This window comes from Streptomyces sp. YGL11-2, from assembly GCF_050054615.1.
GTDB lineage: Bacteria > Actinomycetota > Actinomycetes > Streptomycetales > Streptomycetaceae > Streptomyces.
This window is the reverse complement of record NZ_JBNHIN010000004.1, coordinates 214,520-229,705: the sequence shown is the minus strand read 5'-3', so window position 1 is coordinate 229,705 and position 15,186 is coordinate 214,520. Positions and strand designations below refer to the sequence as shown.

The following is a 15,186-nucleotide window of genomic DNA, read 5'->3' as shown; positions in this document are numbered from 1 at the left end:
GTGCGGGCGGGTGCCGGTGTCATCCGAAAGCCTCGGCACGCGGGGTGTGACGTTCGGGCACCAACCCATAGGCGGTGGGGACGAGTTGAGCGAGGCGGGCGTGGTCCCACAGCGGGCGGATGTCGTCCGGGCGGCCGTGCAGCACACCGACGATCCTGCCGACGGTCTCCCAGTCGGGGACCAGGGACCCGTGCAGCAGGCCGGTGATCTCATGCTCCGTGACGATGTTGCCGCTGGAGATGCGGATCTGCACGGGGTCGGGGCAGGCCGCCGACAGGTACAGCCCGCGGAGCGCCGCGTGGAGGCTGCCGGCCTGTGCGGGACGGCGGCCGTGCGCGGCGTCCCAGAGGGGGCGAACCGCCTCCGGATCGCCGTCGCAGGCACGCACCATGCGGCGGGTCACCTTCCAACTGGGGCTCCGCTCGCCCGACAGGACGCGGGAGACGTACGAAGCGCTCACCCGCGCCTCGCCGCCCAGGGCCCGGAGGGTCTTGTCGCTGGTGCGCTGGAGGTGGGAGAGCGCCGCCGCGAGCGCTCTGGCGGAGTCCGGGCCCGGCGGCCCGTTGTCCGGCCCGGCCGCTCCGCCGGCGCCCGCTCCCCCTCCCGCGTGCGTCTGCCGCTGCCCGAGACGACGCACGCCACCGGAGTGCCCATCCCCACCAACTCCCCGTTCTTTTAAGGATGTTGATAAGCCCCGCCCGGACAGCGCCGGCGGGTCGGTACGGGCGAAAGCCGGGGGCGGATCCGTACGGGCGGCGAACACCGGCGGCACGGCGGTGCGGCGGTCGCGGCGTTTGGCCATCGTCCGGATGACGCACTCCGCCGAATACGTCCGGCCGACCTTGTCCACGGTCAGGCTCAACGCCTCCGCGATGGCGGGGCCCTTGTAGCCGCGGTCGCGGGCCTGCTGCACCATCGCGGCGGTCACATCGTCGACATCGCCGGAGAGCCTGACGGCCTGGCGGAGTCCGGCGAGGGCGTCACCGGCGTATATCTGCTCGCGCAGCACGGCGACTCGGCAGGCCAGGTCGTCGACGACCTGACGCGCGTCCTCGTCATGGGCTTTGGTGTCCGGGATGCGCCGCGAGCTGCGGATCTTGCGGACCGCCCGGCCGCATGCCTCGCTGCAGTACTTCCGGCGCCTCCCGGGACCCGTCCCGCTCGCCACCTTGTTGGGGCAGCCGGGTTTGGCACAGGAAACGAGTCCGGGGTCCTTAGGGGTCATGACGTCATCCTTCTGGGCGAAATGCCACCGACAACTCACCTAGGAAATGGGCGATTTGCGGTCTACCTGGTCGGCATCCGGACCGTCCGCCGTGACCGGACGGCACCGAGCCGCGTCCGGTGGCCGGTCGCGGCGCCGGCAGGACCTCCGCCGCCGCGACCGGCCACGCACTCGGACCACTGCCTCGGAACGCCGCCTCAGACGGCGCGTCGGCGCTGGTAGCGCAGGCGGCAGCGGCAGACGACGGCGAAGGCGGCCAGCGTCACGGCCGGCAGCCACCGGGCGTCGGCACCGCGCACCAGGACGTTCCCCAGGAAGGGAAGGGCCAGGAACGCGCCCCATCGGACGCCGAGTTGGATGTCCGCCCGGACGTTGACCCGGCAGTCACGCAGGCGACTGGTTTCAACCAGGGCCCCGCGAGGGATGTTAGCTTCGTAGCGCTTCAGCTGGGATTCCTTCGGATTCCCCTGGGGCGTCGGATCAGGAGGCATAGCGCCCTCCTCGATTTCGAGATGGATTACGAATGAGTGGCCCTGGCTCCGGTTGCCGCCCTTGCCAGGGCCATCTCGTGTCCCGGGACGGTACATCGTCACAGAACCGATCCACCAACGCTACCGTCGGTTAATGGCACACTTCCGGTTGCCGGACGTTCCCAGTTGCGAATCCACTCCATCTTCACAACATGTGTTCGGATAGCACGCATGGAATGCCACTACTGACAAGCCGTCAGCATGCATATGCAAGGCTGGCGTTGGTCCCGACCGACGATCCACCCACCGCGCCCTGGAAAGCGTGGGCCATGGGAGGAAACGGAGACCGTTCGCCGGAGCCCGACTCTAGAGTGGGCGGATGACGACGGACACCTGGCAGCCCACGGACCCCGGTGTGCTGCGACTGCCCACCGGGCGCCTGATCAGAGGACGCGGGCTGCGCCGCCCGCTGCCGCCCGGCAACGCACCGACCTACGCCGTCTACCTGCTCGGCACGCAACCCCCTGAGGTTCCCTGGGAGTTCCGGTGGCTGCGCTGGCCCGACTTCCGGCTGCCCGCCGATCGCGCGAGGGCCGAGAGCGTCCTCCGCGAGGCATGGGACCGCGCCGCCGCCGAACGCGTCGAGATCGCCTGCGGCGGCGGCCGGGGCCGCACCGGCACCGCCCTGGCCTGCCTCGCCGTACTGGACGGCGTACCGGCCGACGAGGCGGTGGCCTTCGTACGCCGGAACTACGACCGGCACGCAGTCGAAACGCCCTGGCAGAAGCGCTACGTCCGGCGCTTCGCCGGCTGACCGGGAGGGATCGACCCGTCCCGGCCTCCGCCCGCTGCCGGGATCGCAGGCGGTCGGCCGTGGGTGGCGGCCGGACACGACGCAGCAGGTGGTGGCGGCGGATCGATCTCCACCACCGCCGCCAGCGCTCCCCGCAGCGCCCCCACGCACATGTCCCGCAACTCCTCGCGGGTGAACGCCTGATGCGACAGCCACTCGACGCACAGCGTCCGGACGAACACCAGCCAGCTCATCAGCGCCGCCGACACCGTCTCCCGGACGCTGCCGGCGAGGCCCGCGGCGTCGAGGAGCCGTCCGCGCAGCACCGCCAACTCGTCGGTGATGAGGGCCTGGATCACCTGGTCGCCGGCCAGCGCCCGGTTGGCCGCCAGCACGGTGTGCCGGTTGGCCGCGAAGTAGTCGATATGGGCGTCGAGCGCGGCGGGCAGCTGCGCGAGGACCGGGACGGCCGGATCGAATTCCGACCTGGCCAGCAGTCGGTCCGCCGCCTGCCGGTAGACCCCGGCGAACAGGTCGCGCTTGCCGGGGAAGTAGCGGTACAGCAAGGCCCGTGAGACGCCGGCCCGCTCGGCGACTTCCTCCATCAGAACGTCGTCGTACGGCTTCGCCGCGAACAGCCGCGCTCCCACGTCCAGCAGCTGATCGCGGCGCTCGGCGGGGGGCAGTCGGCGGCGCACGGTCACCCCCGCAGGGTAGTTGACACCCGTCTACCAACGTCCGTACCGTCCCGTTACGGCTTACTAGACACACGTCTACTAACACGGAAGGGGGACGGTCAGGTCATGGGCAGGACCAGAGCTCTCAAGTGGCTTGCGTTACTCATGGGGTTCGCCTGCGTCGCGATCGGCGCCTACCACCTCGTTCTCGGCATCAGCTCGGTCCCCGGCGAGGGCGCGACCGGCCCGACCGTCGACAGCCGGGAACGCTTCTACAACGCGATCTTCCTCGGCTACGGCCTCGCCTGGATCTGGACGGCCCGCCGGTCACCGATCCCCTCCACGGCGGTGCGCGCGCTGGCCGGCGTCTTTCTCCTCGGCGGAATCGGACGGGTCCTGTCCGTACTCGTCCACGGCTGGCCGCACTGGTTCCAGATCCCCCTGTCGGCCCTCGAACTCGCCCTTCCCCCGCTGTACTTCTGGCTCTCGACGGCGGACGAGAGGGCGCCGGCGGAGGAGAAGGGGACGGCCGAGGGGGAAGGGCGCGGCTGATCGCGGCCCGTGGGCAGCGGAGGTCCGGCGGACGGCGATGCGTCAGGGCGGCGTCCGGGCCCCCGGTGTCTCGGCGGCGCCCCCTTCGCGTACGGCATGCAGGACGGCCCGGTGGAGAAAGCGCAGACCGCGCGGCGGGATGGGGACGGGGCTGCCTTCGAGGTCGTAGCCCTCGTCGGCACCGGTGTACCGGATGCCGACGCGGGCCGTGCCGTCGCCCTGGTCGGTGGTGGTGACGGTCAGGTCGCCGGTGATCACGCCGACCTGGACCGTCATTGCCCCACCGGGGCCGGCCGTGACCTCGTCACTGATCGCGTCACGGGCAGGGGAGTTCACGTGCAGGTGTCCAGCATCTCGTCCAGCTTGGCCTTTTCCGGCTCGGTGACGTTCAGGTGGTAGACGTGCTTGACGACGGTCCAGGCGCGGGCGTAGGTGCACCAGTACGCATGACGCGACGGGGCCCACTGGTCCGGGGACTGGTCGCCCTTCTGCCGGTTGGACCTGGCAGATACCGCGATGAGTTGGGAATGAATCAGGTCGTTGGCGAACTCCCTGCGCTTGGGCGTCGTCCATTCGTCGGCACCGGAGCGCCATGCGTTCGCCAGGGGCACGATGTGGTCGATATCGAGGCTGCGGGCCTCGGTGAAGGTCTCGCCGTCGTACTCGCTGTACCACTTTCCGGAAATCGCCCGGCACTTGTCGTCCTGTTTCACGTCCTCGCCGTCGCGGGCGAGAACGACTTCCCGGGTGTCGCATTCTCCGTACTGCTTGATCCAGTGCGGGAACTTCGACCGGCTGTAGCCGTTCATGGAATGCGGCGCCGCCACGGGCAGTCCGGCCAGTTCCCTGCGGACGACGCCGGCGGGAGGCGGTTCCGGCGGTACCAGCGTCTCCGCGGGGAACGCGCTTGCGCCGGGTGCGGTGTCGGGATGGCGTGCGGTCGTGGGGGCGGCTGACGCGGCGGACGACGTGGCCGGGGCAATTGCGAGGGCCAGCAGGGCGGTTGTGACGGTGGCTCGGCGCCACCAGGAATTTGCGAACACGTCGAGAGCTTCACCAGGAGAGCGATTCGCCATCCCTCAATTCACTCCAAGGAGCGGCTTTCCCCTTGGCGTGCATACATCGTTGAGCGGCGCGCGAGAGCGGATGTCAGCTGCCGCGTAATGCGGCAGAGGGCGGTGTTCCCTTCCTTCGGGCAGGGCGGGCAGACGGGCCGTCTCCGTCGTCCCGGCCCGGCCTGGCAGCCGCGGTCCGGCACCCGGGCGGGCGGTGTCCGCAGCAGGCTGCCCGGGGGGCGCACCGCGCAGGCACCCGCTTCGGCCAAGCCCGGCGGACGTCCGAAGCCGGCCGCGGGCGGGGGCATCGCGGCTGCGGCCGCCCGGCGATCATTCACGTGTCGGCCGCCCAGGGTCTTCAAGGAGTTTCCCGAGCATGATTTCCTGGCCGGGACAGGCGGACCCTGCGGGCGCGGAGGCGGCTGGTGGCGGGATTGGGCGGGTTTCCCTCTCGGGGGGTGTGGCGGCGGCCGGCGCTGCGCTGGGTGGATGTCGTGGTGGCGGGGGCTCTGGTGGCCCTGCTGTACGGGCTGCTGCGACTGGCGCCTTCGCTGAACGCGCCCTTTCTGCCGAGCACGGCGCCGAGCAGCGTGTCGACGGATCCCTCGCAGCTGCCGTATTACGCGGTGCGGTCACTGGTGCGGATGTTCGCCGCGCTGGTGGTCTCGGTGCTGTTCACCTTCGTGTACGCCACGGCGGCAGCGCGGTTGCGCCGGGCCGAGAAGGTGCTGCTGCCGGTGCTGGACATCCTGCAGTCGGTGCCGGTGCTGGGGTTCCTGTCGGTGACGGTCACCGCGTTCATCCATCTCTTTCCCGGCTCCGAGCTGGGGCTGGAGTGCGCCTCGATCTTCGCCATCTTCACCGCGATGGCGTGGAACATGACGTTCGCCTTCTACTACTCGCTCATCTCGCAGCCGCGGGAGCTGGACGAGGCGGCGCGGGTGCTGCGGCTGACCAAGTGGCAGCGGTTCTGGCGGCTGGACGTGCCCAGCGGGGTCATCCCGCTGGTGTGGAACGGGATGATGAGCTTCGGGGGCGCCTGGTTCTTCCTGGCCGCCTCCGAGTCGATCTCGGTGCTCAACCACCAGTACGCGCTGCCCGGAGTGGGGTCGTACGCGGCGGCGGCGATCGCGCAGGGCGACCTGGGCAAGGTGGGGATCGCGGTCGCGGTGATGGTGGTCCTGGTGATCGGGGTGAACGCGCTGTTCTGGCGGCCGGTCACGGCGTGGTCGGAACGCTTCCGGGTGGAGGAGGCACAGGCCGCGGAGCGCCCGCGCAGTGTGGTGCTGGACATGCTGCGCCGCTCGTCCGTACCGGGTCTGCTCGGCCGGCCGCTGAAGCGGCTGTGGCCCGCGCTCGACCGGGTCACCAGGCCGTTCGGGCTGGCCGAGCACCCCATCGGGGTCTCCCCGGTGCGGGAGCGGACGGGGGACGTGTTCTTCGCCGGGGCGGTCAGCGTCCTGGTGGTCTACGGGGCGTGGAAGGCGTTCGGATACGTCCACTCCACGGTGGGGCTCGGCGAGTTCGGCCACGCCCTGGCGCTGGGGGCGGCCACCTTCGGGCGGGTGGTCGTGCTGACCGCCGTCGCGACGCTGGTGTGGGTGCCGATCGGAGTGTGGATCGGGATGAACCCGAAGGTGACCCGGTTCGCGCAGCCGGTCGTGCAGGTGCTCGCCAGCTTCCCCGCGAACCTCCTCTTCCCGTTCGCCACGGTCGCGTTCGTGGTGCTGGGGATCTCCCTGAACGCCGGGGCCGTCTTGCTGATGGCGCTGGGCGCACAGTGGTACATCCTCTTCAACGTCATCGCGGGCGCGTCCGCGATCCCCTCCGACCTGCGCGAGTCGATGACGATGTTCCGGGTGGGCGGACGGCTGCGCTGGCGCCGGTTCATCCTCCCGGCGATCTTCCCGTCGTATGTCACCGGTGGGATCACCGCGGCCGGCGGGGCCTGGAACGCCTCGATCGTCGCGGAGGTCGTCTCCTACGGGAACCACCACCTGACCGCGACCGGCCTCGGCGCGTACATCACCCAGGCCACCGCCACCGGGGACTTCCCGAAGATCCTGGTGGGCATCAGCGTGATGAGCCTGTACGTGGTCGCGGCGAACCGGCTGTTCTGGCGCCGGATGTACCGGATCGCCGAGACCCGTTACGCCCTCTGACGATCCGGCCGACGACCGATGCCCGACGCCTTCCCGTCCCTCCCCGCTTCCCCGTCCCTCCCCGAGGCAGGATCCCCTCCGTGACCAGTAGCGAACTCCGCTCCGCCGCCCCGCGTCCGACCGGGGACGTCATCATCCGGGCCGAGGCGGTGACCAAGACGTTCACCACTCCCGACGGCCGGGCCCTGCCGGTGCTGGACGGGATCAGCTTCGACCTGGCCGAGGGCGAGATCGTCGCGCTGCTGGGCAAGTCGGGGTCCGGCAAGTCCACGCTGCTGCGCTGTGCCGCCGGGCTGATCGCGCCCTCGACGGGCAGCGTCGCCTACCGGGGCACACCGCTGACCGGCGCCAACCCGGGTGTGGCGATGGTCTTCCAGTCGTTCGCGCTGCTCCCCTGGCTGACGGTGCAGCAGAACGTCGAACTCGGCCTGGAGGCCCGCGGTATCGGCGAGGAGGAGCGGCGGCGCCGGGCTCTGAAGGCGATCGACCTGATCGGCCTGGACGGGTTCGAGAGCGCCTACCCGAAGGAGCTGTCCGGCGGGATGCGGCAGCGGGTCGGCTTCGCCCGCGGCATCGTCGTCGAGCCCGACGCGCTGCTGATGGACGAGCCGTTCTCCGCGCTGGACGTGCTGACCGCCGAGAACCTGCGTACGGAGCTGGTCGGCCTGTGGGAGGGACACGAGGCACCGGTCAAGTCCATCCTCATCGTCACCCACAACATCGAGGAGGCGGTGCTGCTGGCCGACCGGATCCTGGTGCTCTCCGCCAACCCGGGCCGTATCCAGGCCGAACTCACCGTCGGCCTGCCGCGGCCCCGCGACCGCCAGCACCCCCGCTTCGCGGCGCTGGTCGACACCGTCTACGACATCCTCACCGGCCGCGAGGAGGCCGCCGCCGCGGCGGTCGGGGCGGAGCCCGCCGGCGCGCCGGCGGTCGGGGCGGCACACCGGCCGGCGCCGGCGCCGACGCCGATCAGCGCCCCGCTGCCGAATGTCAGCGTCGGCGGGCTGGCGGGCCTGCTGGAAATCCTGGTCGCCCGCGGCGGGGAGGACGNGTGGTCGGGGCGACACATCGGCCGGCGCCGGCGCCGACGCCGATCAGCGCCCCGCTGCCGAATGTCAGCGTCGGCGGGCTGGCGGGCCTGCTGGAAATCCTGGTCGCCCGCGGCGGGGAGGACGGTCTGGCGGAGATCGCCGACGAGCTCAACTTCGAGGTCGACGACCTCCTGCCGCTCGTCGACGCCGCGGTGCTGCTGGGCCTGGCCCGGACCGACGGCCCGCGGATCGTCGTCACCGACGCGGGCCGGGAGCTGGTCGCCGCCGACATCCTCACCAGCAAGCAGCTCTTCGCCCGCCACGCCGCCACCCACGCGCCGCTGGTCCGCGCCATCGTCCAGGCGCTGGCGGCCACCGAGGACCACACCCTGCGCGAGGACTTCTTCCTGGACCTGCTGCGCCGCGGCTTCTCCGCCGAGGAGGCACGCAACCAGCTGGAGACCGCGGTGGACTGGGGCCGTTACGCCGAGCTGTACGACTACAACCGGGACGACGCCGAACTCACCCTGGAACCGGGGGCGCAGGCGAAACTGTGACCCCGGGCCCGTCCGGCGAGTCGGGCCCCGGAGCGCACACGGCACCGGGTGGGCAGGCGGTCTCCCAGGCGCCGGCTACGGCTGCTGGGCGGCCGCCACGATGCGGTACGCGGCGGCCCACGGCAGCCCCACATACCGGGTCAGCCACGCCGCGTCGCGCCCCTGCTGGGCGAGGACGTAGGAGAGGTGGACCCAGACGTCGTACGACGGCGGGGTGTCGGTCGCGAGCGCGGCGGGCGTCGGCGATTCGAGCAGATAGGTGCGCTCGATCCCGTCGTCCAGGACGAGGCGCAGGGCGTTGAGTGCAGGGTGGGTCATGGCGTACCTCCCGGGGGTGCCGTTCAGGAAACGGACGCGACGGACGCGATGGACGCGATGGACACTGCCGGCACGACGGGGCCGGCGGGCGCCGGCGGCTCGGCGAGTCCGGCCGGCTCGATCGTCTCCAGGAATTCCAGGCGGTTGCCCACCGGGTCCTGGGTGTAGAAGCGGCGCTGGCCGAGCCGGCTGACACACCAGACGACCGGGGCGCCGTGCCGTTCCAAGTGGGCGGCGAGCGCATCGAGTTCGGTCACCCGGACCGCGGGGTGCGCCCGGCGCGGCGGACGGAAACCGGTCTCGACGTCCACCCGGATCTGCACCTGGCCGCCGTCGGCCTCGAACCAGCAGCCGCCGTGCCGGGCGAGCCCGGACGGTTTGGGGACCTCCGTCATCTGGAGCGCGGTGAGGTAGAAGGCGCGCAGGACGTCTTCGGAGCCGGCCGGGGCGGCCAGCTGGACGTGGTCGAGTGCGACGAGCATGGTGAACGGACCTCCGTTCCCTGTCCCTTGGTCAGAGGGGCAGCCCCTTGGTCAGAGGGGAGTCGAGGGCCGCGGGGTGGCTACCGCGTGCCGGAAGAGTGCGAGGACAAGCGGGGAAGGGGCCGATGACGGCCCGGACTACTGCAACTGCAATCCATGTCTCTCGCCTCCTTCCGGCCCGGGACGCATGCGGTGCGCGTCGGTGACATCTCGACTCGGCGAAGGGCACACGGCCGGTCCGGCCGCACCGGCCGGCCTGCCCGACTCACCGCGGTTCGAGGGGGCCTGCGCGAAGCGGCCTCTGCGAACCTCAAAGAGTGTAGGCCCGGGTTCGGACGGCGGCACAACCGCTTGGCGGTTTCTTAACTGACCGGCAATGTGTGTACGGGGTCGGCGAGGTACGGAGTCGGCCGGGTGCCCGTCACGGCGAGGCGAGTGCGGTCCCCCTCCCCCGCGGGGAGAAGGACCGCACTCGCCGTCGTTCCGGACCGGCTCGGCTCACCCGGCCTTGTGGACGACCATGGCGGATCCGCCGTCGCGCCGGACGGGTTCGGCGACCGCCTGGATCGTGCCCTGGGGCCGGAACTCCAGCGCGGCCACCGCGCCGATCTCGGGCGACGGGGTGAAGGCCGGCGGTGCCAGCACGAACTTCTGGCCGAGGGCTTCCAGCGCGGCGCGGTCGGGCGACTTGAGGAAGGCGGGTTCGGCTTCGGTCGTGGTCCGGTTCCGCTGCGAGATGCGCGGGGCGGCCACCGCCTGCGGCAGCGTCATGCCCAGGTCGATCCGGTTGACCAGGGTCTGGAGCACGGTGGTGATGATGGTCGCGCCGCCCGGCGAGCCGACGGCGAGGTACGGCTTGCCGTTCTTCAGCACGATCGTCGGCGACATGCTGCTGCGGGGCCGCTTGCCGCCGTCGGGGAGGTTCGGGTCGGGTACGCCGGCCGAGATCGGCGCGAAGTCGAAGTCGGTCAGCTCGTTGTTGAGCAGGAACCCGCGCCCCGGCACGGTGATGGCCGAGCCGCCGGTCTGCTCGATGGTGAGGGTGTACGAGACGACGTTGCCCCAGCGGTCGGCGGTGACCAGGTGGGTCGTCGACGGCCCCTCGTGGGCTTCCGGGCTGCCGGTACCGGCGACGCAGCGCGAGCCCGGCCTGCTCGGGTCCGCGGGAGCCAGCGGGCTGGTGAGCGCCGCTTTCGGACTGATCAGGCAGGCCCGGTCCCTGGCGAACTTCTTGGCGAGCAGGCCCTGGGTCGGCACCCGCGAGAAGGCGGGGTCGCCCACCCAGCGGTTCCGGTCGGCGAAGGCGATCCGGCTGGCTTCCAGGTAGTGGTGCAGGGCCTGGACCCGGTCGGCCGGGGAGAGGCGGAAGTTCTCCAGGATGTTCAGGGCCTCGCCCACCGTGGTGCCGCCCGAGGAGGAGGGCGCCATGCCGTAGACGTCCAGCCCGCGGTAGGTGGTCCTGGTCGGGGCCTGCCCCAGGGCGTGGTAGCTCGCCAGGTCCCTCGGCTTCATCAGTCCGGCGCGCACCGCGGGCGCCCCGGCGGCCATCGGCGGCTTCTGGACGGTCTTGACCACGTCCCGGCCGATGTCGCCGTGGTAGATGGCGCCGACGCCCTTGCGGGCGAGTTCGCGATACGTACGGGCCAGGTCCGGGTTGCGGAAGCGCGAGCCCACCACAGGCAGTTTGCCGCCGGGCAGGAACAGCTCGCGGGTGGAGCTGAACTGCCGGAACCGGGCCTCGTTCATCTCGGTCTGGGCCCGGAACTGGCCGCTGACGACGAAGCCGTCGCGGGCGATGGCCGTGGCCGGTTTGAGGGCCTTGGCCAGCGAGATGGTCCCCCAGTCGTGCAGCGCCTTCTGCCAGAGGGCGGGCGTGCCCGGAACGCCCACCGACAGCCCCGAGTTGACCGCGGTGTTGAAGTCGATCGGCTTGCCCGTCGACGGGTCGATGAAGGAATCCGGCCGCATGCGGGCCGGCGCGGTCTCGCGACCGTCGATGGTGCGGATCTGGTGGGTGCGGGCGTTGTACGAGACCAGGTAGCCGCCGCCCCCCACGCCCGCCGAGTAGGGCTCGACCACACCGAGCGCGGCCGCGGTGGCGACCGCCGCGTCCACGGCGTTGCCGCCGTGCTTGAGCACGTCTATCCCGACCTGGGTGGCATAGGGGTTGACGCTGGAGACCGCACCGCCGTTCCCGACGGCGACGGCTTGTTTGGTGGGGGGCCGCTGCCCCGCCCCGGTGGACGGCTGCGAAGGGGCCGAGCCAAGAGCGGTGGAGGAAACGAGGAAGGGGACGGTGACCACAGTCGCCGCGGTGACGGCAGCGGCAAGGACACGACGGATAGCCATAAACGCTCCGTATACCTCGGGTGCTGAGGGGGGTACCGAAACCCTGGCAGCGAGTGACGGCACCAGCAACGAATGGCGAGAAGAATTGCGCTAAACCTGAGGTTCCCGGCCAGTAGCCGGCCGCGGTCCTCGCCCGTGTCGTCCCGGCCGGCACGTCGCTGCCGCGATGGCGGGAAGCGCCCCCTGCCGGCGCCCGCCGCTTGCCGGTCCGTCGGGTACGGCACTAGCTTCGCCTCGCACCGGCGCCCCGGTGACCTTGGTACCAGCGCGCAGCGACATCGACGGACCACCAGTGGGAGCGCCAACGTGAAGATCTTCGTCTCCTCCGACATGGAAGGCACCACGGGAGTCGTCGACTGGTCCCAGTGCCGGGCCGAGGAGTCGGCCGCCGAATACGCCTACTACCGGGGCCTGTTGCAGCACGAGGTCAACGCCGCGATCGACGGGGCGCGGGCCGGCGGCGCGACCGCGTTCCTGGTCAACGACTCGCACGGACGGATGGCCAACCTGCGCCCGGACGCCCTCTCGGGACGGGCCCGCTATCTGTCCGGCCGGCACAAGCCCCTCTACATGATGCAGGGCCTGGACCCGTCGTTCGACGCCGTCTTCTTCGTCTCCTACCACGGTTCGATGGCGGGCTCCCCGGCCGCGCTCTCGCACACCTACAACCCCCGGGCCATCAGCGAGGTGCTCCTCAACGGCATCACCGCCGGGGAGAGCGCGATCAACGCCCTGGTGGCGCTGGGCCACCGGGTACCGGTCGCGCTCATCACCGGCGACGACACGACGGCCGCCGAGATCGCACCGTTCTGCCCGGACGTCCGCAGCGTCGTCGTCAAGTCGTCCGTCTCCCGGTTCGCGGCGGACAGCCTGCACCCCGAAGACGCCCGCGAGTTGATCCGCAGGACCGCCCGGGAGGCCGTCCGCGCGCTGCCGGAGACCGGCCTCCCGCGCATCACGCTGCCGGCCACGCTGACCGTGCGGTTCCGCAATCCGGACCTGGCCGACATGGCCGCCTGGATCACCGGCGTCGTCCCCGTCGACGCCGTCACGGTCCGGCTCACGGACGAGGACCCGGTCCGCCTCTACCGGCGGTTCGTGACCGTCGTCCTCCTCACCCGGGGCATCGCGGAGTGAGGCAGGCGGCTGCCGACACCCGGATCCCGCAGGTCTGTTGACGTACCGCCGCCCCCTCCGCTGAGGTAGGCGCTGCATACCGTCGGCGGAGGAGAACCCATGCGCATACCGCGATTCCCGGAGCCCGGGGCGACCGGCTCGGTGACCATCCGGACCACGCCCGAGGACGCGTACCGCGTCATCAGCGACCCGCCCGTGATGGTCCGGTTCGCCGAGGAGGCGCATCGGGCCCGGTGGTTGGGGGGCGCCGGAAACGCGGCGGTGGGTGCCCGCTTCCGTGGCTACAACCGCAACGGTCTCCGCCGCTGGGTCACCACCTGCCGCGTCACGGACGCCGACCCGAGCCGGCGCTTCGCCTACGAAGTGGCGGCGTCACCGCTGCGCATCCCCATCTCCCGCTGGCAGTACGACATCGAGCCGACCGCCGAGGGCTGCACCGTCACCGAGACGAACTGGCTGCGGGTACCGCAGTGGTTCGTCCCCATCGCCATCGCGATCACCGGCGTCTCGGACCGCATCGGGACCAACGACGCCCACATCACCACCACCTTGCAGCGCCTCAAGACACACCTGGAGCCGTAGCGCACGAGCCCGCGGATCGCCGGATTCAGGCGAACAGCGCCGGGTCGACGGCGTCGGCGAGGGCCCGGGCACCGGCGCCTCCGGGATGGACGCCGTCGCCCGAGTCGTACGCCGCCGCCAGCCGGGCCGGGTCGTCCGGGTCCGCGACCGCGGTCGCGAAGTCCACGACGGGCCAGTCCCGTTGGGACCTGACCGCGTGATTGACCTCCTGCCGGATGCGCTCGTTGCCCGCGGTCCGGAACGACGCGAGGGTGCTGCCGCCGAAGGGGGTGATGGTGCCCAGGACGGGCCGGATGCCGTGCTGCCGGGCGCGCGAGGCCAGGGCGAGGAGCCCGCCGGTGATCTCGTCCGCGGCCGGGGGCCGTTCGCCGAGCAGACCCGGCAGGGCGATGTCGTTGGCGCCGCCCATGATGATCACGTGGGTGGCCTCGGCGACACCGAGGACGTCACGCCCGAACCGCTCCCCCATCGACGGCCCGAGTCCCGTCCGCAGCAGGCGGTTCGCGCCGAGCCCGGCGTTCAGCACCACGGCGCCGCCGGCTCCCGCGGCGTGCAGCCTGCGCTGGAGGTGGTCGGGGTAGCGCTGCTCGCGGTCCGCCGGGGTGCCGTCGCCCCTCGTGATCGAGTCGCCGTACGCCACCACGACCGGACCGCGCGCCGGTGCGTCGACGAGTACGCGGGCGATCCAGTGCAGCGAGCGGAACGGTTCGGCGCCGGTCAGTCGCGGCCGGTCCCGTTGGTTCCCGGGCGCCGCCTCCCCGGTCCGCTGAGCCGAGTGCAGATAGGTCGCGGAGGGGACGGCACCGGCGAGGAAGCAGCTGACGAGCAGTTCGTCCCCGGCCGCTGCGGGCAGCGTGACGGGGTCGCTGAGCGCGGTCTCCCCGGCCGGCACCTCCCATCGCGCACGGCCGTCGCGGAGTACCGGCCGAGCGCTCCGGGGCCCCCGGTCGCCGTCCGGCGGCCCGCCGCTCCCGCTGACGGCCACCGTGATCCCGTCGATGACCAGCGGGCCGTCGCCGTACTCGTTGCTCAGCACCAGCCGGACGGCCGCGCCGCCGCGCCGGAGGCGTACGGCCTGCCGGACCGTCCGGCCGGCGAGGTCCGGCGGCTGCGGAACGAACGCGAAGGCGGCGTCCTGCCAGGCCAGCGCCGCGAGATGGGCGGTGGTCCAGTTGTCCTTCATGCTTCTCTCCCCCGGTTTCGCTGCGTTGGGTGGATCTGCTCATCGCCAGGAGTTCGATGGCGAACGATCAGATCGACAGGCATCGAACTGTACGATGAGCATCGACATAGCACAACGCCCGTTCTACGCTTGCCCCATGAGGCGAGCCGAGGCGAGGGGGACACCATGACTGAACCGGGCAAGGCGGCTGCCGCCGGCTCGGCGGCCGGGCACGGCGGGGACGACCGGCATCCGGACACCGCCGATCTGCGACTGCCGAAAGTCCTGGCGGCACTGGCCGATCCGGTGCGGCTGACGACGGTCCGGACCCTCGCCGCGCTCGGTGAGTCACCGTGCAGCGAGCTGCACCGCCTCGCGGAACTACGGGTCAGCCGCTCGACGTTCTCGCACCACCAGCGGATCCTGCGCGAAGCGGGCGTCATCCGTGAGCGCATCCACGGCCCGCAGCGCATCCTCACCGTCCGCCGCGCGGACCTGGACGTCTGCTTCCCGGGGCTCCTCACGGCCGTCCTCGCGACATCTGCGGAGTTGACGGGCACGCTGTAGGACGTCGCCACCGGAGCACCGGGCCCGTCAGCACAGGGCACTGCGGCGACCGCGCGGAGGGAGG

16 protein-coding genes and 1 pseudogene are annotated in these 15,186 nt (G+C 71.7%); 8 read left to right on the top strand and 9 right to left on the bottom strand.

Translation table 11 applies throughout. From position 1 onward, the window contains the following. Positions 1-19: 19 nt before the first annotated feature. Together ACO1BR_RS07435 and ACO1BR_RS07430 are read right to left on the bottom strand one after the other, a co-directional pair. Positions 20-1,225, bottom strand: a complete 1,206-nt coding sequence (locus ACO1BR_RS07435) for a helix-turn-helix domain-containing protein (protein WP_426794210.1) — start codon at positions 1,223-1,225, stop codon at positions 20-22. A gap of 197 nt (positions 1,226-1,422) precedes the next feature. Next, entirely contained in the window at positions 1,423-1,716 is a 294-nt protein-coding gene (locus tag ACO1BR_RS07430; protein ID WP_426794209.1) for a hypothetical protein, read from the bottom strand. Between the two features lie 358 nt (positions 1,717-2,074). On the opposite strand from ACO1BR_RS07430, the gene ACO1BR_RS07425 reads away from it, so the two are divergent. After that, the gene (locus tag ACO1BR_RS07425) at positions 2,075-2,509 is read left to right on the top strand and encodes a protein-tyrosine phosphatase family protein (RefSeq protein WP_426794208.1); all 435 of its coding nucleotides are present in this window, start codon (positions 2,075-2,077) and stop codon (positions 2,507-2,509) included. On the opposite strand, the gene ACO1BR_RS07420 is transcribed toward ACO1BR_RS07425, so the two are convergent. Further along, a complete protein-coding gene (locus ACO1BR_RS07420) occupies positions 2,485-3,192 on the bottom strand; it encodes a TetR/AcrR family transcriptional regulator (protein WP_426794207.1) in 708 nt (235 codons plus the stop codon). The genes ACO1BR_RS07425 and ACO1BR_RS07420 overlap by 25 nt on opposite strands. 99 nt (positions 3,193-3,291) lie before the next feature. Between ACO1BR_RS07420 and ACO1BR_RS07415 the strand changes: the two genes are divergently transcribed. Continuing rightward, positions 3,292-3,717: a DUF4345 domain-containing protein gene (locus ACO1BR_RS07415; protein WP_426794206.1), complete on the top strand. Its 426-nt coding sequence runs from the start codon at positions 3,292-3,294 to the stop codon at positions 3,715-3,717. A gap of 42 nt (positions 3,718-3,759) precedes the next feature. Here the strand turns inward: ACO1BR_RS07415 and ACO1BR_RS07410 are convergent, their stop codons facing one another. Beyond that, positions 3,760-4,053 (bottom strand): hypothetical protein, encoded by a 294-nt coding sequence (locus ACO1BR_RS07410; RefSeq protein ID WP_426794205.1) that lies wholly within the window; start codon positions 4,051-4,053, stop codon positions 3,760-3,762. Then, entirely contained in the window at positions 4,050-4,760 is a 711-nt protein-coding gene (locus ACO1BR_RS07405) for an HNH endonuclease family protein (RefSeq protein WP_426794204.1), read from the bottom strand. The genes ACO1BR_RS07410 and ACO1BR_RS07405 overlap by 4 nt, the downstream gene beginning before the upstream one ends. Before the next feature lie 470 nt (positions 4,761-5,230). On the opposite strand from ACO1BR_RS07405, the gene ACO1BR_RS07400 reads away from it, so the two are divergent. From ACO1BR_RS07400 to ACO1BR_RS07390, 3 genes and pseudogenes are all read left to right on the top strand, one after another. Next, on the top strand, positions 5,231-6,934 hold the full coding sequence (locus tag ACO1BR_RS07400) for an ABC transporter permease (protein WP_426794203.1): 1,704 nt from the start codon (positions 5,231-5,233) through the stop codon (positions 6,932-6,934). An 80-nt stretch (positions 6,935-7,014) separates the two neighbouring features. Further along, positions 7,015-7,488: pseudogene (locus tag ACO1BR_RS07395) on the top strand (ABC transporter ATP-binding protein); the annotation flags it as partial. 500 nt (positions 7,489-7,988) lie between these two features. Next, positions 7,989-8,525: an AAA-associated domain-containing protein gene (locus ACO1BR_RS07390; RefSeq protein ID WP_426794202.1), complete on the top strand. Its 537-nt coding sequence runs from the start codon at positions 7,989-7,991 to the stop codon at positions 8,523-8,525. 75 nt (positions 8,526-8,600) lie between these two features. Here the strand turns inward: ACO1BR_RS07390 and ACO1BR_RS07385 are convergent, their stop codons facing one another. The 3 genes from ACO1BR_RS07385 to ggt all read right to left on the bottom strand — a co-directional run bounded on the left by ACO1BR_RS07385 (position 8,601) and on the right by ggt (position 11,674). Continuing rightward, the gene (locus tag ACO1BR_RS07385; RefSeq protein WP_426794201.1) at positions 8,601-8,843 is read right to left on the bottom strand and encodes a hypothetical protein; all 243 of its coding nucleotides are present in this window, start codon (positions 8,841-8,843) and stop codon (positions 8,601-8,603) included. 23 nt (positions 8,844-8,866) lie between these two features. Further along, positions 8,867-9,325, bottom strand: a complete 459-nt coding sequence (locus ACO1BR_RS07380; RefSeq protein WP_426794200.1) for a VOC family protein — start codon at positions 9,323-9,325, stop codon at positions 8,867-8,869. Positions 9,326-9,823: 498 nt separating this feature from the next. Then, positions 9,824-11,674 carry a gamma-glutamyltransferase gene (gene ggt / locus ACO1BR_RS07375; protein WP_426794199.1) on the bottom strand — a complete coding sequence of 617 codons (1,851 nt, stop codon included), beginning with the start codon at positions 11,672-11,674 and terminating at the stop codon, positions 9,824-9,826. A 306-nt stretch (positions 11,675-11,980) separates the two neighbouring features. Between ggt and ACO1BR_RS07370 the strand changes: the two genes are divergently transcribed. Then, a complete protein-coding gene (locus ACO1BR_RS07370) occupies positions 11,981-12,811 on the top strand; it encodes a M55 family metallopeptidase (protein WP_426794198.1) in 831 nt (276 codons plus the stop codon). A gap of 99 nt (positions 12,812-12,910) precedes the next feature. Continuing rightward, positions 12,911-13,393, top strand: coding sequence for an SRPBCC family protein (locus ACO1BR_RS07365; protein ID WP_426794197.1), 483 nt, complete (start codon positions 12,911-12,913; stop codon positions 13,391-13,393). A gap of 25 nt (positions 13,394-13,418) precedes the next feature. Here the strand turns inward: ACO1BR_RS07365 and ACO1BR_RS07360 are convergent, their stop codons facing one another. Continuing rightward, complete coding sequence (locus ACO1BR_RS07360) at positions 13,419-14,576, bottom strand: GDSL-type esterase/lipase family protein (protein ID WP_426794196.1); 1,158 nt, start codon at positions 14,574-14,576, stop codon at positions 13,419-13,421. Positions 14,577-14,741: 165 nt separating this feature from the next. Here ACO1BR_RS07360 and ACO1BR_RS07355 point away from each other — a divergent pair, with 165 nt between their 5' ends. Next, on the top strand, positions 14,742-15,122 hold the full coding sequence (locus tag ACO1BR_RS07355; RefSeq protein ID WP_426794195.1) for an ArsR/SmtB family transcription factor: 381 nt from the start codon (positions 14,742-14,744) through the stop codon (positions 15,120-15,122). Positions 15,123-15,186 lie beyond the last annotated feature (64 nt).